The sequence below is a fragment of the Azospirillum sp. B21 genome, from assembly GCF_008364825.1.
Lineage (GTDB): Bacteria > Pseudomonadota > Alphaproteobacteria > Azospirillales > Azospirillaceae > Azospirillum.
The window spans coordinates 93,048-117,572 of the sequence record NZ_VTTO01000010.1 but is presented as its reverse complement, the minus strand read 5'-3'; the positions used below and the strand labels follow the sequence as shown (position 1 = coordinate 117,572).

The window sequence follows — 24,525 nt, the reverse complement described above, 5'->3', positions numbered from 1 at the left end:
ACAGCCGCTCCCCCGTCTTCCGCCATCCTGCCGGAGTTCCCATGCCTATCGCTGTCGTCGGATTGATCCTGCTGAGCGTCACGCTGTCCGCCATCGCTCAGATTTCCCTGAAGATCGGCATGTCCAGCCCGGCGGTATCGACCGCCCTGGCGCAGGGGGAGGCCGGGCGGATCGCCCTGTCGGTCGTCGCCACGCCGCATATCCTGACCGGCCTCGCCTGCTATGGGCTGGGCATGGTGGTGTGGCTGGCCGTTCTGGCGAAGGTCGAGGTCACAATGGCCTATCCGTTCGTCGGGCTGGGCTTCCTGGTCACGCTGGCGCTCGGAGTCCTGCTGCTGGGCGAAAGCATGAGCCTGACCCGCCTGATCGGCACGCTGCTGGTCGTGCTTGGCGTGGTGCTGACGGCGCAGAGTTGAGGGAGGTGGCAGGGAGGCTGTCGGTTCCATCCGCACCCGTCGAAATACATGCGATCGTCTGGAAACACCTTGTGCCGTCTCGTCTTTCAGTTCGGAAACAAAACGCGACAATTGTGGCATTGACCCAAAAGTTGCTGGGGATATAACTGACCGCATATTCGCGAGCGAAAATACTGGCGTATGCAATTTAAGCGTGGGCGACCCGGTCGCCGGCCGTCAGGCCGTCGTTCGGGGAGAGGCTTTGCCTTGCCGGCCGCGATACCTGCAACATGGGCTTTCCGGCCCTTGGGCAGCGCGGCCGGCCGCCACCTTCTTTTCGGCACGCCCCAGCTCCGCAGGGCACCTGCAAACTCGACCCAAACCGTTGACAACACACCCACGCCTGGGTGCAATAGCGCCCGCGAGCCGGGTGTGCCGTTGGGATGTGGCGGCGCCCGCAACACAGACGAACAGGTCGGGGCAAACCATGAAAAAATTCGCTCTCAGCCTCATCGGCGCGGTCGCGGCGATTGCCATCGCCGGCCCGGCGATGGCCCAGGCCAAGAAGCCGGTCAACATCTACATCTGGAACGACTATCTGGGTGAAACGACCCTCGCCGACTTCACCAAGGCCACGGGCGCTGAGACGAAGGTCGACCTGTACGACAGCCTGGAACTGCTGGAGCAGAAGGTGCTGGTCGGCAAGTCCGGCTACGACGTGATCGTGCCGACCGCAGAGCCGACCCTGTCGCGCCTGATCCAGGCGAAGGTGGTGGGGCCGCTCGACAAGTCGAAGATCCCCAACTACAAGAACATCGACCCGAAGGTCCTGAAGCTGCTGGAGAATTCCGATCCCGGCAACAAGTTCGCCGTGCCCTATCTCGGCGGGACCGTCGGCATCGCCATCATTCCGGAAAAGATCAAGGCCGTCGCCCCCGACGTTGCGCTGGACAGCTGGGACCTGATCTTCAAGCCGGAAGTGGCGAAGAAGGTCTCGGCCTGCGGCATCACCGTGATGGATTCGGCCATCGACGTCATCCCGTCGGTGCTGAACTATCTCGGCCTCGACCCGAACTCCGAGAAGAAGGAGGATCTGGAGAAGGTCGAAAAGACGCTGATGGCGGTCCGCCCCTACATCAAGCGTTTCGTCACGGGTGAGAACATCAACATTCTTGCCGGCGGCGATGCCTGCGTCGTGATGGCCTACAACGGCGACGCCATCCAGGGTGCCGCCCGCGCCGCCGAGGCCAAGAGCGCCAAGGTGGAGTACATCACGCCGAAGGAAGGCGTGCAGGTCTGGTGGGACACGCTGGCGGTTCCGGCCGATGCGCCGAACAAGGACGGCGCGCACGAGTTCATCAACTTCGTGCTCGACCCGGCCAACATGGCGAACATCTCCAACAAGGTCAGCTACGCCAACGCGGTGCCGGGGTCGCTGGCGACGGTCGCCGACGACATCAAGTCGAACCCCGGCATCTTCCTGCCGGCCGACAGCACTCTGAAGCTGTTCTCGCTGAAGCAGATCAAGCAGGCCACCGACCGCGCCCGCACCCGCGTGTGGACCAAGGTCAAGACCGGCAAGTAAGCCGGACCCCCTGAGGCGCCGACCCGTGGCGCCGGCCCGCCCCGGCCGATCCCCAGCGATGGGGAACTGCCGGGGCGTTGTCATGAAAGAGGATACCGGATGGCCGGTCAGCCGATTCGCAAGCCCACCCGCCTGGAACCGTGGCAGGACGCGGGCCAGACGCCTTATGTCCGCATCGAAAAGGTGACGAAGACGTTCGGCGACTTCGTCGCGGTGGACGAGGTCAGCCTGTCGATCTACCGAAACGAGTTCTTCGCCCTGCTCGGCGGCTCTGGCTCCGGCAAGACGACGCTGCTGCGCATGCTGGCGGGGTTCGAACAGCCGACCGAGGGCAAGATCTTCATCGACGGCGTCGATATGGCCGGCATCCCGCCCTATGAGCGGCCGGTCAACATGATGTTCCAGTCCTATGCCCTGTTCCCGCATATGACGGTGGAGCAGAACGTCGCCTTCGGCCTGAAACAGGACGGGGTGGCGAAGGCGGAGATCCGCGACCGGGTGGCGGAGATGCTGGGGATGGTCCAGCTGTCGGCCTTCGGCAAGCGCCGCCCGCACCAGCTGTCCGGCGGCCAGCGCCAGCGCGTGGCGCTCGCCCGCTCCCTGGTCAAGCGGCCGAAGCTGCTGCTGCTGGACGAACCGCTGGGGGCGCTCGACAAGAAGCTGCGCGAGCGCACGCAGTTCGAACTGGTCAACATCCAGGAAAAGCTGGGCGTCACCTTCATCGTCGTGACCCACGACCAGGAAGAGGCGATGACCATGTCTTCGCGCATTGCCGTGATGAACCACGGCGTCATCGCCCAGGTGGGCACGCCGACCGAGATCTACGAATATCCGCACAACCGCTTCGTGGCGGAGTTCATCGGCTCCATCAACATGTTCGACGGCCGGGTGGTCTCGACCGACGGCGATCAGGTGATCGTCGCGTCGGAAGAGGCTGGCTGCGAACTGCTGATCGCCCATGCCACCCCGGCCCCCGCCGGCTCGCCCGTCTCCGTCGCCATCCGCCCGGAGAAGATCGCCCTGTCGAAGGACCCGGTCGCAGAGGGTGCCCCCAGCGGTGATGGCCGCAACCGCACCACCGGCATCGTCCGGGAAATCGCCTATCTCGGCGACGTGTCGATCTATCTGGTGCAGCTGCCGACCGGCAAGACGGTGCGCGTCACCGCCCCCAACGTCACCCGCCGCACCGAAATGCCGATCACCTGGGAGGACGAGGTGACCCTGACCTGGCGCCCCTTCGCCGGCGTGGTGCTGACCCAATGAGGACGGTCGTCTCCATCCTCGTTTCCGGGCTCAGCCGGATCGGGCTGTGGGGGCGCGGCGTGGTCGTCGCCATCCCCTATCTGTGGCTGATGCTGTTCTTCCTGGTGCCCTTCCTGATCGTCTTCGGCATCAGCTTTTCCGAATCGATCATCGCCCAGCCGCCCTATTCGTCGCTGGTGGAATGGCTGACCGACGAGGATGCCGGCACCTCGAAGCTGCAGGTCCTGCTGAACATCAGCAATTACTTCCGGCTGGGCGGGGACGATCTCTACATCCTCGCCTACCTGAACTCGCTGAGGATCGCGGCGGTCACCACGCTGCTGTGCCTGGCGATTGGCTATCCCATGGCCTATGCCATCGCCAAGTCCGAGCCGTCGCGGCGCGGGCCGCTGATGATGCTGGTGATCCTGCCCTTCTGGACCAGCTTCCTGATCCGCATCTATGCCTGGATCGGCATCCTCAAGGGCAACGGCGTCATCAGCAACCTGTTGGAATGGACGGGCATCACCAGCGGTCCGGTGGAGATCCTCTATTCCGACTGGGCGGTCTATATCGGCATGACCTACTGCTACCTGCCCTTTATGGTGCTGCCGCTCTATTCGACGCTGGAGAAGATGGACCCCAGCCTGCTGGAGGCGGCGGCCGATCTCGGCTCGCGACCCTTCAAGTCCTTCCTGTCGATCACGCTGCCGCTGTCGCTGCCGGGCATCGTCGCCGGTTCGCTGCTGGTCTTCATCCCGGCGGTGGGCGAGTTCGTGACGCCGGAACTTCTGGGCGGTCCCGACACGCTGATGATCGGCCGCGTGCTGTGGAACGAGTTCTTCGCCAACCGCGACTGGCCGGTCGCGTCGGCCGTCGCCATCGCGCTGCTGCTGGTCCTGGTGGTGCCGATCATGATCTTCCAGCATGTGCAGGGCAAACAGGCGGAGGCCGGCCGATGAAACGGATGGGGTTCCTGTCCTGGGCGCTGTGGTTCGGCTATGCCTTCCTCTACGTGCCCATCGCGCTGTTGATCGTCTACAGCTTCAACGAGTCGCGGCTGGTGACGGTGTGGAGCGGCTTCTCGACCAAATGGTACGGGGAGCTGATCCACAACGACACCCTGCTGGACGCGGCCCTGCTGTCCTTCCAGGTGGCGGCGGTGTCGGCGACACTGTCTGTCCTGCTGGGCACCTGCGCCGGGCTGGCGCTGGTCCGGTTCGGGCGGTTCCGCGGCCGGACGCTGTTCGGCGGCATGATTACGGCGCCGCTGGTCATGCCGGAGGTCATCACCGGCCTGTCGCTTCTGCTGCTGTTCGTGGCGATGGAGCAGTGGCTGGGCTGGCCCGACGGGCGCGGCATCACCACCATCACCATCGCCCACACCACCTTCACCATGTCCTACGTCGCGGTGGTCATCCAGTCGCGGCTTGCCGGCATGGACGGCAGCCTGGAGGAGGCGGCGATGGATCTGGGCGCCCGCCCGGCCAAGGTGTTCTTCGTCATCACCCTGCCGCTGATCGCCCCGGCGCTGGTCGCCGGATGGCTGTTGGCCTTCACCCTGTCGCTGGACGACGTGGTGGTGGCGAGCTTCGTTTCCGGTCCCGGTTCTACGACTCTGCCGATGGTGATCTTCTCCAGCGTGAAGTTCGGCATCAGCCCGCAGATCAACGCGCTGGCCACCCTGATGGTTCTGGTGGTGGCGACCGGCATCTTCGTCGCCAGCATCGTCATGACCCGCCAGGAGCGTCAGCGCAAACGCGACGAGCAGATGGCTATTCAGAACGGCTGAAAGCCCGGTTTTGAGAATCGATGCGGGCCGGCCGGAAGCATATGCCGGCCGGTCCGCAGTCGTTCTCGCCAGCCTACCCATCCGCGCTCGGCAGACCCGTGCCGCTACGGATGGCAATTGCCCGTTTCTTTTGCTATGTTGAAGCCATCGTCAACAGCGAAAGAGGCTGTGCCATGCGCGCGCTCCTGTGGTTCCCCTTGTTGAGGCTCGGATTCTTCAATCCCGTTTCCACTGCTTATTCGACCACCCGTACGGTCACCGCCCGCCGCGCCCTGCGCCCGCCGTCCGGCCACTGATCGGCCACGGTTCGGCTGCTGACCGGACCTCATGCCGGCTCCCTCTCCCGGCATGCCGACGCGACCCCTTGATCGCGTCCTTTGAAAAGTTCCTCTGCCATCAGGCCAAGTGCCCGCTGTCGCGGACGCGATTGCCAAATGCGCGCTCCCGTGGTTAGGGTGGGTTGGGATGAAAAATGTCCCGACCATACGGTGTGCCGGCCAGCGTTCCGTGCCGCCGCCGTAATGGGCCAAGGGATGCGCCAGAGAACAAAAGGGTAGAGGGATCGACGCATGACGACACCGAACGCCCCGACGCCGACGGGTCAAGGCTTCCACATGCCTGGTGAATGGGCTCGCCACAGCGGTTGCTGGATGGCGTGGCCGTGCCGGCCGGAAACCTGGCCGGAGGGCGCTTTCGACGCCGCATGCGACGCCTACGCCGAGGTCGCGCAGGCCATTTCCCGGTTCGAGCCGGTGACGATGGTGTGCGACCCGGCGGATGTGGCCGAAGCCTCGCTCGCCTGCGGTCCCGGCGTTCAGATCCTGCCGCTGCCGATCAGCGACTCCTGGATTCGCGATACCGGTCCCAGCTTCGTCGTCGACGGCAAGGGCGGGTTGGCCGGCGTCCATTGGGGCTTCAACGCCTGGGGCGGCAATTACGACGGCTGCGACAAGGACCAGCAGGTCGGCCGCCTGATCCTCGAGCACCTCAAGCTCCCCTGCTTTTCCGCGCCCCTGGTGATGGAGGGCGGCTCGTTCCATGTGGACGGGGAGGGGACGCTGATCACCACCGAACAATGCCTGCTGAACCCCAACCGCAATCCCGGCCTGTCGAAGGACGAGATCGAGCGGAACCTGAAGGACCATCTCGGCATCGAGACGGTCATCTGGTTGGGCGAGGGCTATCAGGACGACGAGACCGACGGCCATATCGACGAAATCGCGCTGTTCGTCCGCCCGGGCGTGGTGATGGCGATCACCACCGACGATCCCCGCGACGCCAATTTCAAGGCCTTCCAGGACAATCTCGACCGGCTGAAGCGCGCCCGCGACGCCAAGGGCCGCGCGCTGGAGGTCATCCCGATCCAGCAGCCCGCCCGCCGCGACGAAAACGGCGTGCGCCTGACGCTGTCCTACACCAACCTCTACATCGCCAACGGCGGCATCGTCATGCCGGCCTTCGAGGATCCGGCCGACGACGAGGCCTACCGCGTTGTCCGCAAGGCCTTCCCCGACCGCGAGGTGGTGCAGATCGCCGCCATGGACATCGTGCGCGGCGGCGGCGGCATCCACTGCATCACCCAGCAGCAGCCGCATCCCTGACGGCGAGTTGCTGACGGCGGCTCCCTCTCTGTCACCTGCGTTCGGCGGGTGAGGGAACGGGTCTGCGCGGCCGGTGTTCCTGTCGGGCATTCTCCCTTCCGGAAAGCCCGACGATCATGGCCGAGGACACCGCCCGCCGGCTGCAGGCACGCCCCATCGCGGTGACCAAGGCCGCTCCGCCCGCCTCGACCCAAACGATCCTGCTGATCATCACGCTGATCGTGGTAACGCTCTATCTGGCGGCGGACATCCTGATACCGATCGCGCTGGCGGTGCTGCTCGGTTTCGTGCTGACGCCCATCGTCAGCCGGCTGGAGCGCTGGCATCTGGGCCGGGTGCCGTCAGTGCTGGCGGTGGTGGTCCTGCTGTTCATGGCGATCATCGGCTTCGGTGCGGTGGTGGGCAGCCAGCTTGGCGATTTGGCGGAAAATCTGCCGACTTATCAGCGCAACATCCACACCAAGATCCAGACCCTGCGCACCGCCACCTCCTCGGCCGGGGACCGCGGCGCGCTGAAGCAGGCGACCGACGCCTTCCGCGACCTGCAGCAGGAGTTGGAAAAGGCGACTGGCGGCGAGCAGCCGGCACCACCCGCGGCCGGTGCTGCTCCGACCGCGCCACCATCCGGCACGACCACCAGCCCGCCGCGCCGGGAGCCGGTGCCGGTCCGCCTCGATCAGTCCGACGCGGGTGTCTTCGACCTCGTCCAACGGGTCCTCGGCCCGGCGATGACGCCGGTCGCCACCGCCGGCATGGTGCTGGTCTTCACCATCTTCATGCTGTTGCAGCGCGAGGATCTGCGCGACCGCCTGATCCGGCTGGTCGGGTCCGGCGACCTCAGCCGCACCACGGAGGCAATGAACGATGCGGGCGAGCGGGTCAGCCGTTACCTGCTGATGCAGGTGGTGGTCAATGTCACCTACGGCATTCCGATCGGCATCGGCCTGTGGCTGCTGGGCGTGCCGAATCCGCTGCTGTGGGGGCTGCTGGCGACGGTGCTGCGCTTCATCCCCTTCCTGGGACCGGTGATCGCCTCGGCCTTTCCGATCCTTCTGTCCTTCGCGGTCGACACCGGCTGGACCCTGCCGCTGCTGTGCATCGCCCTGTTCGTGGCGGTGGAGCTGTTTTCCAACAATGTGGTGGAGCCCTGGCTCTATGGGACTGCGACCGGCCTGTCCTCCCTCGCCATCATCGTCGCGGCGGTGGTGTGGACGACCTTGTGGGGGCCGGTCGGCCTGCTACTCGCCACCCCCTTGACCGTCTGCCTCGTGGTGCTGGGCCGCCACGTGCCGCAGTTGCATTTCCTGGAGGTGATGCTGGGCGACCGCCCCGTCCTGCCCGACGAGGCGAAAGTTTACCAGCGCCTGCTGGCCCGCGATCCCGTCGAGGCGACCGAGATCGCGGAGGAACGGCTCGGCAAGGGCACGCCAATCGAAATGGCGGACGGCCTGCTGCTGCCCGCATTGTCGCTGGCCGAGCAGGACCGGCAGCGCGGGACCCTGAACCCTGAGGGCCGTCAGGCGGTGGCGGATGGGATGGCGAGCCTGCTGGACGAACTGTCCGAAACCGGCACTTTGCCGGAGGATGCGCCACGGGTGCTCTGCATCGGCGCCCGCAACAATCTGGACGAGGCGGCGGCGGGGCTGCTCGCCTATCTGCTGACCGGCCGCGGCATCCGCACCGATGTGATCCCGTGCGAGAAGGTATCCGCCCGCGCCATCGCCAGCCTCGGCACCGCGGGGATCGACGCGGTGGTCCTGTCCTCCCTCAACCCCTCGTCGCTCGGTCATTCACGCCGGCTGCTGCGCCGGCTGCGCCTGCATTTCGGCCCCCGCGTGCCGATCCTGCTCTGCCTGTGGAGCGCTCACCCCGAAGCCGAAGTCCCTGAACGCGCCAGTGCCGAGACCGAAGCCAACCTGGTCGCCACCGGAATGGCCGGCGCCCTGGCGCAGCTGGAGGAACTGCAGATCGGCGCTACGGCGCCGGCAGCCGCCGAACCGCAGGTCGATGCGGAGTGAGAAAGGGCGGATTGAGAAAGGCCGGCATCACGGCGGCTTATGCCGCTGTGGCCCACCTGTTTCGTCCGGCGCGCTTGGCGATGTAGAGCGCATCGTCGGCGGCCTGGATGCAGTCGTCGGCGGTCCGCCCCGGCCGATAGGCGGCCACGCCCAGGCTGAGCGTGACGGCGATGCTGTGCCCCTGATGTGCGATGGGTTGGTGGGCGATCAGCCCGCGCAGCTTTTCCGCCACTGCTTCCGCCTGCACCTGATCGGTGTCCGGCAGAAGGATCAGGAATTCCTCGCCGCCCCAGCGGGCGCACAGGTCATGCCCGCGCAGGTTCCGCCGCAACAGACCGGCGGCCTCCACCAGCACGTGATCGCCCGCGGCATGGCCGAAGGCGTCGTTGACCTCCTTGAAATGGTCGATGTCCAGCATGATCAGGGCGAAGCCGCCGCTACCGCTGCCGTTCCGGCCGACGCGGCACAACTCGGCTTCCAGGCGGTCGACCATATGGCGGCGGTTGGGCAGTTCGGTCAGCGGATCGGTCTGCGAGGCCGCGTGCAGCGCCTGGGCCATCTGCCGTGTGTCGGTCTGCATGCGGTCGCTGATCTTGGCGATCTTCGTCAGCTGCCGCATCAGCTTCAGGTGTTCGTCCGCCAGGGCACGGAATTCGGTCATCAGCGGGTGGGCAGCGTAGTGCTCGTTTTCGGCGAGGCGGGCGAGCCAGTCCTGGAGTTTCTGTTCCTGCAGCATCATCCCCACCGTTCCCCGCCGCAGTGCCCAGCGCCTGGGCAGGCCCGTTACCTTCGCGTCACCGGACTTCGCGCCGCCGCTCATGACGCCGGCTCCGCAACGGGCGGCTCCGTCGCAACCACGGCCGACGCCGGCTGAGCGGGAGCGGTGCGGGCGAGCGGCAAGCGGACGGTGAAGGCGGCACCTTGACCCGGCTGGCTCGCCACCGCGATCCCGCCGCCGTGGGTGTCCACGATGCAGCGGGCAAGATGGAGACCCAGCCCGGCGCCGGTGGTGCCGGCGGCGTTGGACGCCCGGAAATACTTGTCGAACAGCCGCGCCGCGTCGGCCGCATTGACGCCGATTCCCTCGTCCGCCACCCGCACCGTCACCTGCCCCTCGCCGGTGGAGAGGTCGAGGCGGATCGTCCCCCCGTTCGGCGAGTACTTCACAGCGTTTTCCAGCAGGTTGGAAAACACAACGGTCAAAAGGTCGCGGTCGCCGGGAATCGGCACCGGGCGACCGACGCCCTGCAGTTCGAACCTGTGGCCGGCCGCCGACGCCCCCATTTCCGCGACCAGCCCCGTCAACATGGCGGCGAGGTCGAAGGCCATCGGCCGTGCGGCGGCGGTCCCCAGCCGTTCATCGGTCAGGCAACGCTCGATCAGGTGAAGCATCCGCTGTACCGCGTTGCGGATCTTTCCCACCCGCGGCATGGCCGAGACCGGCAGCTTCGGCTCCAGTTCCAGCAATTGCGAGGCGCTGTCGATGATCGCCAGCGGCGTGCGGAACTCATGGCTGACCATCAGCACGAACTGGCGCTGCTGGCGCGCCATGTCCTTGGTCTCGGTCTGCAGCCGGTCGCTGATCTTGGCGATCTTGCGGAACTGGTGCAACAGCTTGCCATGCCGTTCCGCCAGCTTCTGGAATTCCGCCAGCAGAGGATTGCCGGCATTGGCCGGATCCTCGGCCAGCCGCTCGATCCATTGACGAAGCTCCTGTTCCTGCGACCGCATCGTCATCTCGGGTGCTCAGTTCATTTCGGCTGCTGGACGCGTCATCATTGGGCGAGGATCTCGAAGGGCAGGGAGACGTCTTCCGCGAACTCCTCCGCCATGTCGAGAGCGCGGTCGTTGTCGCTGTCGTAATGCCAGCGCACCGATACGGTCTGGCCCTTCTGATGGGCAAGGTCCAGCATCTCCAGCACGTCGATCATGCATTTGATGCTGCTGGTGTTCAGATAGCTCAGTCCGATGTCCAGCACCACCGCCGGCGCCGGTTCCTTCAAATACTCCTCCAGCCAGCTGAACACCGGCGCATAGAAATCGAAGGAGTTCTCCGGGTAGGACTCCCCCTCGATGCGTAGCAGGCCGGCCGCCGGATCGAAATCGATCAGGGGCGAGCAGGAGGTTGCCTCGATCCGCAAACTGTCCATTATGCGTGTTCCGTGATTTCTTATAGCTGGACTTCAAGGCTGAAGAAGAAATAGCGCTCGTCGACCGCGCGCAGCGAATACTCCAGCGGCCGGGTGGCCTTGCGCGCCATGTCGATCAGGCCCAGGCCGGCGCCGCTGGCGCCCGCTTCGCGCGGTTTGCGCGACTGTTCCTTGTAGGCGGCCTTCAGCCCCGCCTTGTCCAGGCCGCGCAGCTTCTCCAGCATCGCCGACAGGCCGGGAACGTCGTCCGCCTCGACCAGATTGCCGGAGCTGACGACGTAATGTTCGTCCTCCTTGCCGATCACGACAATACCGCTGTTGGCGGGGATCGGTCGGCCCAGCGCTTCGCGGGATGCGGTGTAGTTGCGGACGTTCTGCGCCTGCTCCACATAGACGGAGAAGACGTCCATGATCGCCGACTTCTCGATCTGCTCATTTTCCAGGTGATTGCGGACCGCCTTGCCCAGCTCTTCGATGACGCTGTGGCTGAAGGGGCCGCTGAAGCAGATCAGCAGCTTCTGCCGCGACAGCAGCTCCTGCAGGTTGAAGAGTTCGTTGCCTTTCATCGTACCTTGACGACCTGCCTTACGGGTGGATGAACTGGGAGGAGGGGCCTGCGGCCCCGGAAACCGCTGCGGCCGATGCCGGCGACAGCGAGAAGCCGATCAGTGTGATGTCGTCGCGCTGGGCGCGGTCGGCCTGGTGGTCGGCCAGAGCCTGCGCGAAGGCGGCCTTGCGGTCGGCCATGGGAATGCCGTCGTGTTCCAGCAGCATGGCGGTGAAGCGCCGGTTGCCGAACCCGAAACCGCGGGCGCCGCCGGCCTGGTCGAGGAAACCGTCGGTGGTCAGGTAGAAGCTGCGGCCCGGCACCAGTTCCACCCGGTGGGTGGTGAAGCGGTGGCCGATGTCCGACCTGCGGTAGCCCAGGCTTTGGGCGTCGCCCTTCACCTCGCTGACCGATGCGGTACCGCGGCCCTGGTCATCAACCCCTTGGGTATCGACGATGTGCAGTCCGATCCGGCCGCCGGCGAACAGCAGGTCGCCGCGGTCCGGCCGCACCAGGCAAAGCCCGATGTCCAGCCCGTTGTCGAAGCGCGGGTTGTCCCGCCCGCGGGCCAGCGCCGAGCGCACCATGCGGTTCAGCCGGCCCAGGATCGCCGCGGGATCGCTGTCGGGCGTGTCGGACAGCACATGGTCGAGGATGGCCGACACCGTCATCGTCATGAAGGCGCCCGGCACGCCGTGGCCGGAGCAGTCGGCGACACCGATCAGGAAGCGGCCGTCCTCCAGTTCGCGGAAGATGTGGAAATCGCCGCCCACCACGTCGCGGGGGCGCCACAGCACGCAGACACCGTCCAGCCGCTTTGCCATCTCGCGCTCGTCCGGCAGGATGGCGGATTGCAGCAGGCTGGCATACTGGATGCTGTCCATGACCTGACGGTTCACCACCGCCAGCTGTTCGTTGGACTGCCGCAGCTCCTCCGTCCGTTCGGCGACGCGATGCTCCAGCCGTTCGGTGTAGTCGTGGACGGTTTCCGCCATGTGGTTGAAGGCGACGGTCAGCTGCCCGATCTCGTCGGCGCGGCGGTTGCGCAGCCGCACCCGGTAGTCGCCGGCCGCGATGGCGCCGGCCGAACGGGTCAGCCGGGCGAGCGGCGCCAGGACCAGCCGGTTCAGCAGGATGCTGATCATGCCGATGACGGCGAGCAGCGAGAAGAAGACCAGCCCGGCCATCGGGGCCAGCGCGGTCATGGTGGCGCTTTCCGCCTCTTCCAGCGAATAGGTCAGGCGCAGCAGGCCGACCATGGTGCGCTCGCCGCCGCTGCCGGAGATTGCGATCTGCCGTTCGACTGTCGTCAGCTCGGCCCGCCCGGCGGGACGTTCCAGCGCCACCAGCGGCTCGCCATGGCCGCCGCGGCCGCCCGATGCCGCCCACACCTTGACGCTGCGCACCGCGGCATCCTCGGCCATCAGGCCGCGGATCATCCCTTCCACCGCGCGGGTGTCGAACTCCCACACCGCCTGGCCCATGGCCGAGGCCTGGAGCGTGCCGACCAGCATGGCGCGGTGGGTCACCGCCTCGCGCTGCTGGCGGCCGACCAGGACGGACGAAACGCCCATCGCGACCATTCCGACCAGCAGGGTGCAGCCGACGATCATCAGGATGACGCGGGTCAGCAGCGACGATCCGCCGGCGCGGACGGCGTCCTCATCCGTGCCGCGCGGGCCGGAGCCGCGAAGCGTATAGGATTCGGTGTCGTCCCATCCCGTGACGCTCATCCACATCCTCCTGACCCGGCCGACCGGGGCGCGTTCGTTCATGACGGTCTTCATGGCAGCCCCGGTCCGTTCGACCGGGAGTGCGGTAATCCAACGCCCATCAGTAAATCCACCCCTGCGTGCGATGCGCCGACAGTCATCGAAAGGGCCGGCGGGCATGATGCGTGTGGCGGATGAGCCTATCCATAGCACGATCGTTTTAACCAGTCGTGAAATAACATTCGGCAATGGCTTTCTTCACTGTCAGAAAGCCCAGGAGAATGGGAACAACCGGCGACCAGGGGCGACCAATGTCGTCCAATTGCAACGAACTGTAACGGACGCCGGCCGAATAGTGGCTTGGGCGGGGCGAAGCCGTTGCCGGGAATGGGATTTTCGGTGGACGGCCGCACAGTTGCCCATGCTACCTTCCCGCCCGCCGCTTCCCGGTAGGACGGTCGCGGCCTGTACCGCAATGGTGGAGGGCGAAGGATGGCGTTCGGTGTTCGTGCATTCGGTGCCGCAGGGGTCTTTTCCGCCACGCTCGCCGCAGCCCTTCATATGGCGGCGTCACCCGCCACGGCCCGTCCGGTGACGGTGCTGACGCCGGAACTGCCGCCGATGATGACCGCCGACGGCACCGGGCGGGAGGCCTCCATCATCACCGAGACGCTGGCGGCCTGCGGGCATGAGGCGCGGTTCAAGGTTGTGCCCTTCGGCCGCCATTGGAACGACTTCCGCGACGGCGCCCAGGTCGACGCCGTCACCACCGTGCCGGCCGGCATGGAGATGCCGGGCGCGCGCTCCGCCCCCTACATCCTGTACCAGAACGGCGCGTCGGTTCTGAAGAGCAGCGGCCTGACCGTGAAGTCGCTGGCCGATCTGGCGGGCAAGCGGGTGATCACCTTTTCCGGCGCGCCCGATGTCCTGCCCGGACTGCGGGATGCGATCCCGAGCTTCGGTGATTTCCGCGAGCGCGCCGACCAGATGGTGCATTCCAACCTGCTGTTCGCCGGCCGGGTCGACGCGGTTCTTGCCGACGGGCTGATCTTCGCCGAATACAACCGCCAGCTTCAGGACAAGGCGAAGGCCGGCGGCGGTCTGCCCTTCGACCCGGCCCAGCCGGTGCAGTTCACCGCCATCTTTCCGCCGACACCCTACAGCATGGTATTCCGCGACGAGTCGCTGCGCGGCGACTTCGACCGCTGCCTTGCGGAGCTGAAGGGGAGGGGCCGGATCGACGCCATCGACAAGGCCGCGGTCGCGCGCTACTCCGCTACCGTGGGCGACCAATACCTATCCCTTAGGTAAGGCTGTGGAACCGATCTTGCGCGATGCCGGTTTGGTCCGGTCGAACTGATTGGGTTTGCGTAACCCGATTGGGTGTTTAATATAACCTCATACGAATGTGAATGGGGGCATAGGCGTCGTGGCCCGGATCATTGTGGTCGAAGACGAAGCCGACCTTCGTGACGATCTCGTCGAATATCTCGACCGCTGCGGGTTCGAGGTGCGGGGGGCGTCGCGTGGTGCGGAGCTGGACCGGCTGCTGGAAAGCGGTCCGGCCGATGTCATCGTACTCGACGTCAACCTGCCCGATGAGGATGGATTCTCGGTCGCGCGGCGCATCCGCACCTCGTCCCATGCCGCCATCATCATGCTGACGGCGCGGTCCAGCCTGATCGACCGGGTCATCGGGCTGGAACTGGGCGCCGACGTCTATCTGGTCAAGCCGGTCGACTTCCGCGAGGTCGAGGCGCAGGTCAAGGCGCTGATGCGCCGGATGCAGAAGGGAGCCGCCCCGCTGCCAGCACCGGAGCCGCCGTCCGCCGCACCGGCGGCCGCGGCCGACGCGCGCAGGGCCTGGGTGTTCGACGACATCGAATGGCGCATCCAGCCGCCGACCGGTGCCGCCGTGCCGCTGACCGCGACCGAGTACAAGTTCCTCTCCCTGCTGGTCACCGCCCCCGGCGAGCCGGTGACCCGGCAGGACATCTCCGTGGCGCTCACGGGGCGCGACTGGGACCCCTACAGCCGCTCCATCGATTCGCTGGTCCGCCGCCTGCGCATCAAGGTGGAGGAGCGCAGCGGCTGCGCCCTGCCGGTTCAGGCGGTGCACGGCGTCGGCTATGCCTTCGTCGGCCCGGTCGTCAGCAGCGTGGTCGAGGACAGCACGCCCTGACGCGCAGCCACTGATACCCGGTCTCGGCACTCGACTCCCAGGCCTCCTTCGGCGATGGTAGCGCCCGCAAGGAAGGGACGAGAGACCATCATGACCGACGCCACCGCTGCCTCCCAGAACGACGCCTCCGGCACCGCCTCCAACGGCGACGGCAGCGGCCTGTATCTGGTCGACGGCTCCGGCTTCATCTTCCGTGCCTTCCATGCGCTGCCGATGCTGACGCGGCCGGACGGCACGCCCGTCAACGCGGTGCTCGGCTTCTCCAACATGCTGCTGAAGCTGCTGGCCGACGCCAGGGCGGAAGCGGTGGCGGTCGTCTTCGACAGCAAGCGCCTGAATTTCCGCAACGAGTTCTATCCCGACTACAAGGCCCACCGCCCGGAACCGCCGGAGGAGCTGAAGCCCCAGTTCGCCCTGATCCGCGAGGCGACGGAGGCCTTCTGCCTGCCCTGCCTGGAGCTGGAGGGCTATGAGGCCGACGACCTGATCGCCACCTATGCCCGTCTGGCGCAGGAGGCCGGGCGTAAGGTGACCATCGTGTCGTCCGACAAGGATCTGATGCAGTTGGTCCGCCCCGGTGTCGGCATGTTCGACCCGATGAAGAACAAGACCATCGGCCCCGACGAGGTGTTCGAGAAGTTCGGCGTCCCGCCGGAAAAGGTGGTGGACGTCCAGGCGCTGGCCGGCGACAGCGTCGACAATGTCCCCGGCGTGCCGGGCATCGGCGTCAAGACCGCCGCCCAGCTGATCACCGAATATGGCGACTTGGAAGCCCTGCTGGCCAATGCGGAGAAGATCAAGCAGCCGGCCCGCCGCCAGAAGCTGATCGAGTTCGCCGATCAGGCCCGCATCTCCCGCCGTCTGGTCCTGCTGGACGAGAACGTGCCGCCGCCCAAGCCGCTCGACGAGCTGCGCGTGCGCGAGCCCGATCACCAGCGCCTGATCGACTTCCTGAAAGCCCAGGGCTTCCGCACGATCGTCTCGCGCGTCGAGATGGAGATGCAGAAGGACGGCCGCATCGCCGATGGCGCCGGCGGTGGGCTCCCGTCCCCCGGTTCCGTAGCCACGCCCGCCGCGAGGTCCCCCGCGCCCACCGAAAGCCCGGCAGAAGAAGGCCGACCGGCCCGCAAGACGGTGCTGCATGTGCCGGAGGTGCGCTACGAACTGGTTCAGGATGCCGACACGCTGCGCCGCTGGGTCGAGCGCGCGCGGGAGACCGGCGTGCTGGCGGTGGATACCGAGACCGACAGCCTGACCCCGGCCACCGCCACGCTGGTCGGCGTGTCGCTGTCGACCGAGCCCGGCATCGCCTGTTACATCCCGCTGGCCCATGGCGCGTCCGCCGCCGCCGCCGGCCAGCTGGACTTCGACGCCCCGCCGCCCCCGGTGCAGATCCCGACGGCTGAGGCGATGGCGATCCTGAAGGACGTGCTGGAGGACCCGTCTGTCCTGAAGATCGGCCACAACTTCAAGTTCGACCACCAGCTGTTCGCCCGCAACGGCATCGCGGTGTCGCCGGTGGACGACAGCATGCTGATCTCCTACGTGCTGGACGGCGGCGCCCACGGCCACGGCATGGACGAGTTGGCGGAGATGCACCTCGCCTACACGCCGATCCCCTTCAAGGAGGTCTGCGGCACCGGCAAGAACCAGATCACCTTCGACCGCGTGCCGCTGGACAAGGCGCTGGCCTATGCCGCCGAGGACGCCGACATCACGCTGCGCCTGTGGACGCTGCTGAAGCCGCGGCTGGTCGACGACCGCATGGTCACCGTCTACGAGACGCTGGACCGCCCGCTGGTCCCGGTGGTGGCGGATATGGAGCGGGCCGGCGTGCGCATCGACAAGAAGGCGCTGTCCGACCTGTCGCAGAGCCTGTCCGTCCGCCTCGCCGAGATCGAGAAGGACGTCCACGCCCTGGCCGGCCAGAGCTTCAACATCGGCTCGCCCAAGCAGCTGGGCGAAATCCTGTTCGACACGCTGAAGCTCGGCACCGGCAAGAAGGGCAAAACCGGCGCCTATTCCACCGATAGCAGCGTGCTGGAGGAGTTGTCGGAGCAGGGCCACACCATCGCCCAGCGCGTCCTGGACTGGCGCCAGCTCGCCAAGCTGAAGAGCACCTACACCGACGCGCTGCAGGAGAAGATCTCCCCCGTCACCGGCCGGGTCCACACCGCCTTCGCGCTGGCGGCGACCAACACCGGCCGCCTGTCCTCCACCGACCCCAACCTGCAGAACATCCCGGTGCGGACGGAGGAGGGCAAGAAGATCCGCCGCGCCTTCGTGGCGTCACCCGGCCACAAGCTGCTGAGCGTCGACTATTCGCAGATCGAGCTGCGTCTGGTGGCGGAGATGGCGAACATCCAGGCGCTGAAGGACGCCTTCCGCGACGGCCTGGACATTCACGCAGCCACCGCCGCCCAGGTGTTCGGCATCCCGCTGGATCAGATGACGCCGGACATCCGCCGCAAGGCCAAGGCGATCAACTTCGGCATCATCTACGGCATCTCCGGCTTCGGCCTGGGCCGCCAGCTGGGCATCGCGCCCGGTGAGGCCAACAGCTTCATCAAGACCTATCTGGAGCGCTTCCACGAGCTGAAGGTCTGGATGGAGTCGATCAAGAGCTTCGCCCGCCAGCACGGCTATGTGGTGACGCTGTTCGGCCGCCGCTGCTACATGCCCGGCATCCAGGACAAGAACGCCGCCCGCCGCGCCTTCGCCGAGCGCCAGGCCATCAACGCCCCCATCCAGGGCACCGCGGCAGACATCATGAAGCGCGCGATGAACCGCATGCCCGCAGCCTTGGCCGCGGCGGGGAGCAGCGCGCGGATGCTGCTGCAGGTGCACGACGAACTGCTGTTCGAGGTGCCGGAAGCGGAGGCTGAGGATGCCGCGCGTATCGTGCGCGGGGTGATGGAGGGCGCCGCGCATCTCGGCGTGCCGCTGGTGGCGGAAGCGGGGATCGGGGACAATTGGGAGGAGGCGCATTGAGGGGCGGACGCGGCGCCTTCTTAAGCGCGCGCAATATATTGAGTCTGCATCGTTATGTGTGTTAGCCCGGACGGATCGATAATATCCCTTTGATAAGGAGGGGTTAGCGTGCCGTCCGTTGCCCAGACCGTCGCCTTCGCGCCTGCTGAAACCCGCCGTGCCCTGGTCCATGCCGCATTGTCGCGAAGCCAGGGCGCGATCGCCAAGAAGATGGAAGTGGATCCCGTTGAAACTTCGATAGACCGTCTCAAGCGGGTGCTGTTTCCCTGGATGGTGCTGGATTTCCGCGCCGAACCGACCAAGACCAAGGCGCTTTGCATCTTCAAGATGTTTCTGGGCGACAGGGAAGACGACAGCGCCGCCTACGCCAAGCTCGCCAGTGAAATGAAGACGGTGGAACAGAAGTCAGAGCTGGCAAAGAGCATGAGCTGGTTCAAGCGGGTGAAGACGTCGAAATCCCGCACCGTCGACAGCAACATCTTCGACGACATGTTTCTGCTGCATCTGGAAAGCGATCCGAAGAACATACTGCGATACCAGATGAACCAGGAGCTGTTCGCGCAGATTGTCCGGACGCCGCCGACCCTCAGCCACAGCAAAGAACTGCTGGCCGCCGTCCGCAAGATCCGCCAGACCTGCAAGGAGGCCGGGTTCACTCTGAAGAACCTCGGTTTGGGCGACAGCTTCACCTGATCCGCGGCTCCCACCCCTTGCCGGTTCTCGATTGCCCTGCGCAGCCTCGAAACCGGACACCGCTTTCGGCGTAACTCCGTCGGCCTATGAGGGGGCAGGGCAATGCAAAGGGATGGAAAAGGCCGGAAGGACAGGGCTTCCGCCCGGCATGGTCGCTTGCTCCGGCTGACCTTGGCCGCGGTGCTCCTGCTGGGCTCCGCGGTCCCGTCCGCCCATGCGGCCGACCGCCTCCAACGCCTCCTCGACCGCTTTATCGCCGAGGAGGAACTCGACGGCGGCGTCCTGCTGGTGTCCGGCCCCGACCTCCGGCGCGTCGTCGTCTCCGGCATCGCCGACCGGCGGGGGGAGCGGCCGGTGACGGAGGATACGCGCTTCTATGTCGCCTCCGTCGGCAAGATGGCGACCGCCGCCGCCGTGATGCAGCAGGTGGAGGAGGGGCTGCTCTCGCTCGACCGGCCGGTGCGGGAATTGGCGCCGGACCTGCCGTTGGGCAAGGTCGCCAATGCCAACCGGGCGCGGCTGGTCCATCTGCTCGACCATAGCTCGGGCATTCCCGATTACATCACCGATGCCTATGAAGAGGACGAGGCGGCCAAGCCGGAACGGCTGCCACGCAGCGGCGCTCTGCTCGCCTATGCGGCGGGGGAGGAGGCGACCGGGCCGGTCGGCGGGCATTACGAGTATTCCAACAGCAACTATGTCCTGCTCGGCCACATCGCGGGGCTGCGCGACGGCGTTCCCTTCGCGCAGGTGCTGCGGAGCCGGGTGCTGGAGCGCGCCGGGATGGGCTCGACCACCGTGGGCGCCGATCCGCGCGACCGCAGCCTTGCCCATGGTTATACCGAGGATGGCGACGTCAGCCGCCGGTCCTGGGCGGCGACCACCGGCGACGGGCCGCTGGTCACCACCGCCGGCGATCTGGAACGCTTCGTCTTCGCCCTGTTCCGCGACAACCGCTTGCTGAAACCCGAGACGGTCCGGCGGATGATGACCCCGTCGGAGAACGAGGAGGGGCAGGGGCTGGGCGTCGCGCTGTGGAAGGACCGCTGGGGGCGCGGCGTCGGCCATGACGGCCGCTATGACGGGTTCGAGGCCGATGTCCGCTATTACCCCGGCCGCCGCACCGCGCTGATCTTCCTGACGAACGGAAACCAGCAGAGCGACGAGGCCCTGCTGGATGCCGTGGCGGATGAGGTGTTCAGACGATAAGCGGTCAGTGGTGCGTCACCGCTCCCGCCGGGGTGGCGGGGATGTCCGCCGACCGCTCCGCCTTCGCGCCGGCCAGCCGGCGCAGCAGGACGTAGAAGACCGGGGTCAGCACCAGACCGAACAGGGTGACGCCGATCATGCCGGCGAACACCGCCACACCCATGGCGTGCCGCATCTCCGACCCGGCGCCGGTTGAGGTCACCAGCGGCACCACGCCCATGATGAAGGCGATGGAGGTCATCAGGATCGGGCGCAGGCGCAGGCGGCTGGCCTCGATGGCGGCCTGGACGGTGCTGCGGCCCTGCTCCTCCAGTTCGCGGGCGAACTCCACGATCAGGATGGCGTTCTTGGCGGACAGGCCGACCAGCACCATGAAGCCGATCTGGGTGAAGATGTTGTTGTCGCCGCCGGTGATCCACACGCCGGCCAGCGCCGACATCAGGCTCATCGGCACGATCATCAGGATCGCCAGCGGCAGGGTCAGGCTCTCGTACTGCGCCGCCAGCACCAGGAAGACCAGGAGGATGCTGATCGGGAACACCCACAGCGCGGAGTTGCCGGCCAGGATCTGCTGATAGGTCAGGTCGGTCCACTCGAACCGCACGCCGCGGGGCAGGGTCTCCGCCGCGATGCGCTCGGCCGCCGCCTGCGCCTGACCGGAGGAGAAGCCCGGCGCCGGCCCGCCGTTGATGTCGGCGGCGGTGTAGCCGTTGTAGCGCACCACCATCTCCGGCCCGTAGCTGGGCGCCACCCGGACCAGCGAGGACAGCGGAACCATGTCGCCGCGGTCGTTGCGGGTCTTCAAGAGGCCGATGTCGCCGGACTCCGCCCGGAACGGGGCGTCCGCCTGCACCCGCACCTGGTAGACGCGGCCGAAGCTATTGAAATCGTTGACGTAGAGCGAGCCCAGATAGATCTGCATGGTGTCGAACACCTCGCCGACCGATACGCCCTGCTGCTTGGCCTTCACCCGGTCGAGGTCGACGTCCAGCTGCGGCACGTTGATCTGGTAGCTGGAGAAGGTCGGCCCCAGCTCCGGCGTCTGCATCGCCTTGGTGACGAAGGCGTTGACCGCCGCGTTCAGCGCCTCGTAGCCGAGCGCGCCACGGTCCTCCAGCTGCATCTTGAAGCCGCCCAGCGTGCCGAGCCCCATCACCGGCGGCGGCGGGAAGATGGCGACGAAGGCCTCCTTCAGGCCGGCATAGCGCATCTGCAGGGCGCCGGCGATGGCGTTGGCCGACAGGCTGGAGTCGCCGCGCTCGGCGAAGGGCTTCAGCGTGACGAAGACGATGCCGGCGCTGGAGCTGTTGGTGAAGCCGTTGACCGACAGGCCAGGGAAGGCGACGGCGCTCTGCACGCCCGGCTGCTTGAGGGCGATGTCGGTCATCTCGCGGATCACCGCCTCGGTGCGGTCGAGCGAGGCGCCGTTGGGAAGCTGGGCGAAGCTGATGAGGTATTCCTTGTCCTGGGCCGGGACGAAGCCCATCGGCACCGCACGGCCGAGCAGGACGGTGGCGCCCAGCAGCAGCACATAGACCAGCATCATCATGCCCTTGTGCCGCACCACCCCGCCGACGCCGCGGCCATAGCCGGTGGAGGCACGGTGGAACACCCGGTTGAACAGGCGGAAGAAGCCGCCGAACACCCGGTTCATGGCGCGGGTCAGCCAGTCCTGCGGCTGGTCATGGCCGCGCAGCAGCACCGCCGACAGGGCCGGCGACAGGGTCAGCGAGTTGAAGGCGGAGATGACGGTGGAGATCGCGATGGTCATCGCGAACTGCTTGTAGAACTCGCCGGACAGGCCGGTCATGGCCGCCAGCGGCACGAAGACGGCGACCAGGGTCAGGGCGATGGCGATGATCGGTCCGCTGACCTCCTGCATCGCCTTGTAGGTGGCTTCCTTGGCCGACAGGCCGGACTCGATGTTGCGTTCGACATTCTCGACCACGACGATGGCGTCGTCCACCACGATGCCGATGGCCAGCACCATGCCGAACAGCGACAGCGCGTTGATCGAATAGCCCAGCAGAAGCATGAGGGAGAAGGTGCCGACGATCGACACCGGCACGGCCAGCAGCGGGATGATCGACGCCCGCCAGGTCTGCAGGAAGACGATCACCACCAGCACCACCAGGGCGACCGCCTCCAGCAGGGTGTGGATCACCGCCTCGATGCTCGACCGCACGAACTGGGTGGGGTCGTAGACGATGCTGAAATCGACGCCGTCGGGCATGTCGGCCTTCAGCTCCGCCATCGTCGCCCGGACATTGTCGGCGATGTTCAGCGCGTTGGCGCCCGGCGCCTGATTGATCGCCAGCGCCACCGCCGGCTTGTTGTCCAGCAGAGAGCGCAGGCCGTACTGCGCCGCCGCCAGCTCCACCCGCGCCACGTCGCGCAGGTAGGTGACGCCGCCGTCCTTGCCAATCTTCAGGACGATGTTGGAGAATTCATCGACAGTCTTGAGGCGGCCCTGCGCATTGATCGACAGCTGCAGCGGCGTGGTCGGCAGGCTGGGGGAGGCGCCGATGACGCCGGCCGCGACCTGCACATTCTGCTCGCGGATCGCCGCCACCACGTCGGACGCGGTCAGGCCGCGCTCGGCCACCTTGTTGGGGTCGAGCCAGACGCGCATGGAATAGTCGCCGGCACCCCACACCTGCACCTCGCCGACGCCCTGGATACGGCTCAGCCGGTCCTTGACGTTGAGGATGGCGTAGTTGCGCAGGTAGGTCATGTCATAGCGGTCGTTGGGCGACAGCAGATGCACGACCATGGTCAGCGTCGGCGAACTCTTCACCGTCGTCACGCCAAGCCGCTGCACATCCTCCGGCAGGCGGGGCAGGGCCTGGGAGACGCGGTTCTGCACCAGCTGCTGCGCCTTGTCCGGGTCGGTGCCGAGCCGGAAGGTGACGGTCAGCGCCATGTTGCCGTCGCTGTTGGCCTGCGACTGCATGTACAGCATGTTCTCGACGCCGTTGATCTGCTCCTCCAGCGGAGCGGCGACGGTCTCGGCGATCACCTTGGGGTTGGCGCCCGGATACTGCGCCCGGACGACGACGGAGGGCGGGACCACCTCCGGATATTCGGAGATCGGCAGCTGGAACAGCGAGATCGCGCCCGCCAGGAACAGCGCCACGGACAGGACACCCGCGAAGATCGGGCGGTCGATGAAGAATTTCGAGATGTTCATGACGGCTCTCCCGGCGGGCGTGGATCATTGCGCCGTGGATGCGGTGCGGATGGGCTCCGGCGTGCCGTTCATCGCGACCGTGCGCGGGCTGACGCGGCTGCCGGGGCGGGCATGCTGCAGGCCGTTAACGACGATGCGCTCGCCGGGCTCCAGCCCGCTCTTCACCACCCGCAGGCCGGCCTGAGAAGCGCCGGGGACGATGGCGCGGTAGTTGACGGTGCCGTCCTCCGCCACCACCAGGACGAATTTCTTGTCCTGGTCGGTGCCGATGGCGCGGTCGTCCACCATCAGCGCGTCATGCGGCTGGCTGCCGCCGACCTTGATGCGGGCGTAGAGGCCGGGGACCAGAAGACCGTCGGCATTGTCGAAGCGGGCGCGCACGCGGATGGTGCCGGAGGCGGCGTCCATGCGGTTGTCGACATGCTCCACCGCGCCGTCGCGGGAATAGCCGGCCTCGTTGGCGAGACCCAGTTGCACCGGCACGCCGGATGCGTCCTTCACCCCGGCGATGTGGGTCAGGTAGGTCTGCTCATCCACGTCGAAGGAGGCGTAGATCGGCGAGACCGAGACCAGCGTGGTCAGCGGCGCCGCCGCGGCCCCTGCCGCCACCACGTTGCCCACCGTCACCTCGGCGCGCGACACGCGGCCGGAGACGGGGGCGCGGACTTGGCTGTGCTCCAGGTCGATGCGGGCGATCTCCAGCGCCGCCTGGGCCGCCTTCAGGTTGGCGGCGGCGGACCGGGCCTCGTTCTCCTTGCTCTCCAGCGACTGGCGGGAAATGGTGTCGTCGCGGACCAGCCGCTGGGCGCGCTCCAGGTCCGCCGCGGTGAAGCGGACGCGGGCCTGTGCGGCGGCGACCTGGGCCTCCTGACGGGCGACCTCCGCCGCGAAGGGGCGCGGATCGATGGTGAACAGCACGTCGCCTTGGCGGACCAGCGCGCCGTTGCGGAAATGCACGGCGGTGATGGCGCCGGCCACCTGGGGCCGCACCTCCACCCGGTCCACCGCTTCCAGGCGGCCGGAATAGGACTGCCAGTCGGTGATCTTGCGCACCACGACGGGGGCGACATCCACCTCCGGGGGCGGCGGGGCGGCTGCCGCGGTCTGCGGGGCGTCGGCATGGCCCTGGCTGACGACGATGCCGGCGGCGCCCGCTGCGGCGACCCCGGCAATCAGGAGAAGGGCGAGCTTGGAGCGTGACTTGGTCATGAGATCTGT

General features: G+C 66.9%; 20 protein-coding genes. 13 read left to right on the top strand and 7 right to left on the bottom strand.

Annotated features, from left to right (window positions below; all coding sequences use genetic code 11):
* The first annotated feature begins 41 nt into the window (after window positions 1-41).
* From FZ983_RS22235 to FZ983_RS22200, 8 genes are all read left to right on the top strand, one after another.
* Window positions 42-416 (top strand): EamA family transporter, encoded by a 375-nt coding sequence (locus tag FZ983_RS22235; RefSeq protein ID WP_149225670.1) that lies wholly within the window; start codon window positions 42-44, stop codon window positions 414-416.
* A 466-nt stretch (window positions 417-882) separates the two neighbouring features.
* Window positions 883-1,980 (top strand): extracellular solute-binding protein, encoded by a 1,098-nt coding sequence (locus FZ983_RS22230; RefSeq protein ID WP_149225669.1) that lies wholly within the window; start codon window positions 883-885, stop codon window positions 1,978-1,980.
* A gap of 99 nt (window positions 1,981-2,079) precedes the next feature.
* The gene (gene potA / locus FZ983_RS22225; RefSeq protein WP_149225668.1) at window positions 2,080-3,243 is read left to right on the top strand and encodes a polyamine ABC transporter ATP-binding protein; all 1,164 of its coding nucleotides are present in this window, start codon (window positions 2,080-2,082) and stop codon (window positions 3,241-3,243) included.
* Window positions 3,240-4,184, top strand: coding sequence for an ABC transporter permease subunit (locus tag FZ983_RS22220; RefSeq protein ID WP_149225667.1), 945 nt, complete (start codon window positions 3,240-3,242; stop codon window positions 4,182-4,184). The genes potA and FZ983_RS22220 overlap by 4 nt, the downstream gene beginning before the upstream one ends.
* Complete coding sequence (locus FZ983_RS22215; RefSeq protein ID WP_149225666.1) at window positions 4,181-5,014, top strand: ABC transporter permease subunit; 834 nt, start codon at window positions 4,181-4,183, stop codon at window positions 5,012-5,014. The genes FZ983_RS22220 and FZ983_RS22215 overlap by 4 nt, the downstream gene beginning before the upstream one ends.
* Window positions 5,015-5,187: 173 nt before the next feature.
* Window positions 5,188-5,310 (top strand): hypothetical protein, encoded by a 123-nt coding sequence (locus FZ983_RS35120; RefSeq protein WP_282187023.1) that lies wholly within the window; start codon window positions 5,188-5,190, stop codon window positions 5,308-5,310.
* Between the two features lie 273 nt (window positions 5,311-5,583).
* Window positions 5,584-6,615, top strand: a complete 1,032-nt coding sequence (locus FZ983_RS22205) for an agmatine deiminase family protein (protein ID WP_149225664.1) — start codon at window positions 5,584-5,586, stop codon at window positions 6,613-6,615.
* 116 nt (window positions 6,616-6,731) lie between these two features.
* A complete protein-coding gene (locus FZ983_RS22200) occupies window positions 6,732-8,633 on the top strand; it encodes an AI-2E family transporter (RefSeq protein ID WP_149225663.1) in 1,902 nt (633 codons plus the stop codon).
* 37 nt (window positions 8,634-8,670) lie between these two features.
* Here the strand turns inward: FZ983_RS22200 and FZ983_RS22195 are convergent, their stop codons facing one another.
* From FZ983_RS22195 to FZ983_RS22175, 5 genes are read right to left on the bottom strand one after another with little or no spacing between them, the layout of a single operon-like run.
* Entirely contained in the window at window positions 8,671-9,453 is a 783-nt protein-coding gene (locus FZ983_RS22195) for a diguanylate cyclase (RefSeq protein WP_149225662.1), read from the bottom strand.
* The gene (locus FZ983_RS22190) at window positions 9,450-10,370 is read right to left on the bottom strand and encodes a HAMP domain-containing sensor histidine kinase (RefSeq protein ID WP_149225661.1); all 921 of its coding nucleotides are present in this window, start codon (window positions 10,368-10,370) and stop codon (window positions 9,450-9,452) included. The genes FZ983_RS22195 and FZ983_RS22190 overlap by 4 nt, the downstream gene beginning before the upstream one ends.
* Window positions 10,371-10,408: 38 nt before the next feature.
* Entirely contained in the window at window positions 10,409-10,783 is a 375-nt protein-coding gene (gene siaC / locus FZ983_RS22185; RefSeq protein ID WP_149225660.1) for a biofilm regulation phosphoprotein SiaC, read from the bottom strand.
* Window positions 10,784-10,803: 20 nt separating this feature from the next.
* A complete protein-coding gene (locus FZ983_RS22180; protein WP_149225659.1) occupies window positions 10,804-11,349 on the bottom strand; it encodes a SiaB family protein kinase in 546 nt (181 codons plus the stop codon).
* A gap of 19 nt (window positions 11,350-11,368) precedes the next feature.
* Window positions 11,369-13,117 carry a SpoIIE family protein phosphatase gene (locus FZ983_RS22175; RefSeq protein ID WP_247883911.1) on the bottom strand — a complete coding sequence of 583 codons (1,749 nt, stop codon included), beginning with the start codon at window positions 13,115-13,117 and terminating at the stop codon, window positions 11,369-11,371.
* A 417-nt stretch (window positions 13,118-13,534) separates the two neighbouring features.
* Between FZ983_RS22175 and FZ983_RS22170 the strand changes: the two genes are divergently transcribed.
* From FZ983_RS22170 to FZ983_RS22150, 5 genes are all read left to right on the top strand, one after another.
* Window positions 13,535-14,353, top strand: coding sequence for a transporter substrate-binding domain-containing protein (locus FZ983_RS22170; RefSeq protein WP_247883910.1), 819 nt, complete (start codon window positions 13,535-13,537; stop codon window positions 14,351-14,353).
* Window positions 14,354-14,471: 118 nt separating this feature from the next.
* Complete coding sequence (locus FZ983_RS22165; RefSeq protein WP_188092450.1) at window positions 14,472-15,224, top strand: response regulator transcription factor; 753 nt, start codon at window positions 14,472-14,474, stop codon at window positions 15,222-15,224.
* A gap of 90 nt (window positions 15,225-15,314) precedes the next feature.
* Window positions 15,315-18,215: a DNA polymerase I gene (gene polA / locus FZ983_RS22160; RefSeq protein WP_149225657.1), complete on the top strand. Its 2,901-nt coding sequence runs from the start codon at window positions 15,315-15,317 to the stop codon at window positions 18,213-18,215.
* Between the two features lie 108 nt (window positions 18,216-18,323).
* Entirely contained in the window at window positions 18,324-18,908 is a 585-nt protein-coding gene (locus FZ983_RS22155; protein ID WP_149225656.1) for a hypothetical protein, read from the top strand.
* 156 nt (window positions 18,909-19,064) lie between these two features.
* Window positions 19,065-20,117: a serine hydrolase domain-containing protein gene (locus FZ983_RS22150; protein WP_149225655.1), complete on the top strand. Its 1,053-nt coding sequence runs from the start codon at window positions 19,065-19,067 to the stop codon at window positions 20,115-20,117.
* Between the two features lie 4 nt (window positions 20,118-20,121).
* Here the strand turns inward: FZ983_RS22150 and FZ983_RS22145 are convergent, their stop codons facing one another.
* Both FZ983_RS22145 and FZ983_RS22140 read right to left on the bottom strand, forming a co-directional pair.
* Window positions 20,122-23,307 carry an efflux RND transporter permease subunit gene (locus tag FZ983_RS22145; protein ID WP_149225654.1) on the bottom strand — a complete coding sequence of 1,062 codons (3,186 nt, stop codon included), beginning with the start codon at window positions 23,305-23,307 and terminating at the stop codon, window positions 20,122-20,124.
* Window positions 23,308-23,331: 24 nt separating this feature from the next.
* Entirely contained in the window at window positions 23,332-24,516 is a 1,185-nt protein-coding gene (locus FZ983_RS22140; protein ID WP_149225653.1) for an efflux RND transporter periplasmic adaptor subunit, read from the bottom strand.
* Between the last annotated feature and the right edge of the window lie 9 nt (window positions 24,517-24,525).

Excerpts from the sequence above, each read along its gene's own strand:
- FZ983_RS22235 (WP_149225670.1), top strand. The coding sequence starts at position 42 with ATGCCTATCGCTGTCGTCGGATTGATCCTGCTGAGCGTCACGCTGTCC.
- FZ983_RS22230 (WP_149225669.1), top strand. The coding sequence starts at position 883 with ATGAAAAAATTCGCTCTCAGCCTCATCGGCGCGGTCGCGGCGATTGCC.
- potA (WP_149225668.1), top strand. The coding sequence starts at position 2,080 with ATGGCCGGTCAGCCGATTCGCAAGCCCACCCGCCTGGAACCGTGGCAG.
- FZ983_RS22220 (WP_149225667.1), top strand. The coding sequence starts at position 3,240 with ATGAGGACGGTCGTCTCCATCCTCGTTTCCGGGCTCAGCCGGATCGGG.
- FZ983_RS22215 (WP_149225666.1), top strand. The coding sequence starts at position 4,181 with ATGAAACGGATGGGGTTCCTGTCCTGGGCGCTGTGGTTCGGCTATGCC.
- FZ983_RS35120 (WP_282187023.1), top strand. The coding sequence starts at position 5,188 with ATGCGCGCGCTCCTGTGGTTCCCCTTGTTGAGGCTCGGATTCTTCAAT.
- FZ983_RS22205 (WP_149225664.1), top strand. The coding sequence starts at position 5,584 with ATGACGACACCGAACGCCCCGACGCCGACGGGTCAAGGCTTCCACATG.
- FZ983_RS22200 (WP_149225663.1), top strand. The coding sequence starts at position 6,732 with ATGGCCGAGGACACCGCCCGCCGGCTGCAGGCACGCCCCATCGCGGTG.
- FZ983_RS22195 (WP_149225662.1), bottom strand. The coding sequence starts at position 9,453 with ATGAGCGGCGGCGCGAAGTCCGGTGACGCGAAGGTAACGGGCCTGCCC.
- FZ983_RS22190 (WP_149225661.1), bottom strand. The coding sequence starts at position 10,370 with ATGACGATGCGGTCGCAGGAACAGGAGCTTCGTCAATGGATCGAGCGG.
- siaC (WP_149225660.1), bottom strand. The coding sequence starts at position 10,783 with ATGGACAGTTTGCGGATCGAGGCAACCTCCTGCTCGCCCCTGATCGAT.
- FZ983_RS22180 (WP_149225659.1), bottom strand. The coding sequence starts at position 11,349 with ATGAAAGGCAACGAACTCTTCAACCTGCAGGAGCTGCTGTCGCGGCAG.
- FZ983_RS22175 (WP_247883911.1), bottom strand. The coding sequence starts at position 13,117 with ATGAAGACCGTCATGAACGAACGCGCCCCGGTCGGCCGGGTCAGGAGG.
- FZ983_RS22170 (WP_247883910.1), top strand. The coding sequence starts at position 13,535 with ATGGCGTTCGGTGTTCGTGCATTCGGTGCCGCAGGGGTCTTTTCCGCC.
- polA (WP_149225657.1), top strand. The coding sequence starts at position 15,315 with ATGACCGACGCCACCGCTGCCTCCCAGAACGACGCCTCCGGCACCGCC.
- FZ983_RS22145 (WP_149225654.1), bottom strand. The coding sequence starts at position 23,307 with ATGAACATCTCGAAATTCTTCATCGACCGCCCGATCTTCGCGGGTGTC.
- FZ983_RS22140 (WP_149225653.1), bottom strand. The coding sequence starts at position 24,516 with ATGACCAAGTCACGCTCCAAGCTCGCCCTTCTCCTGATTGCCGGGGTC.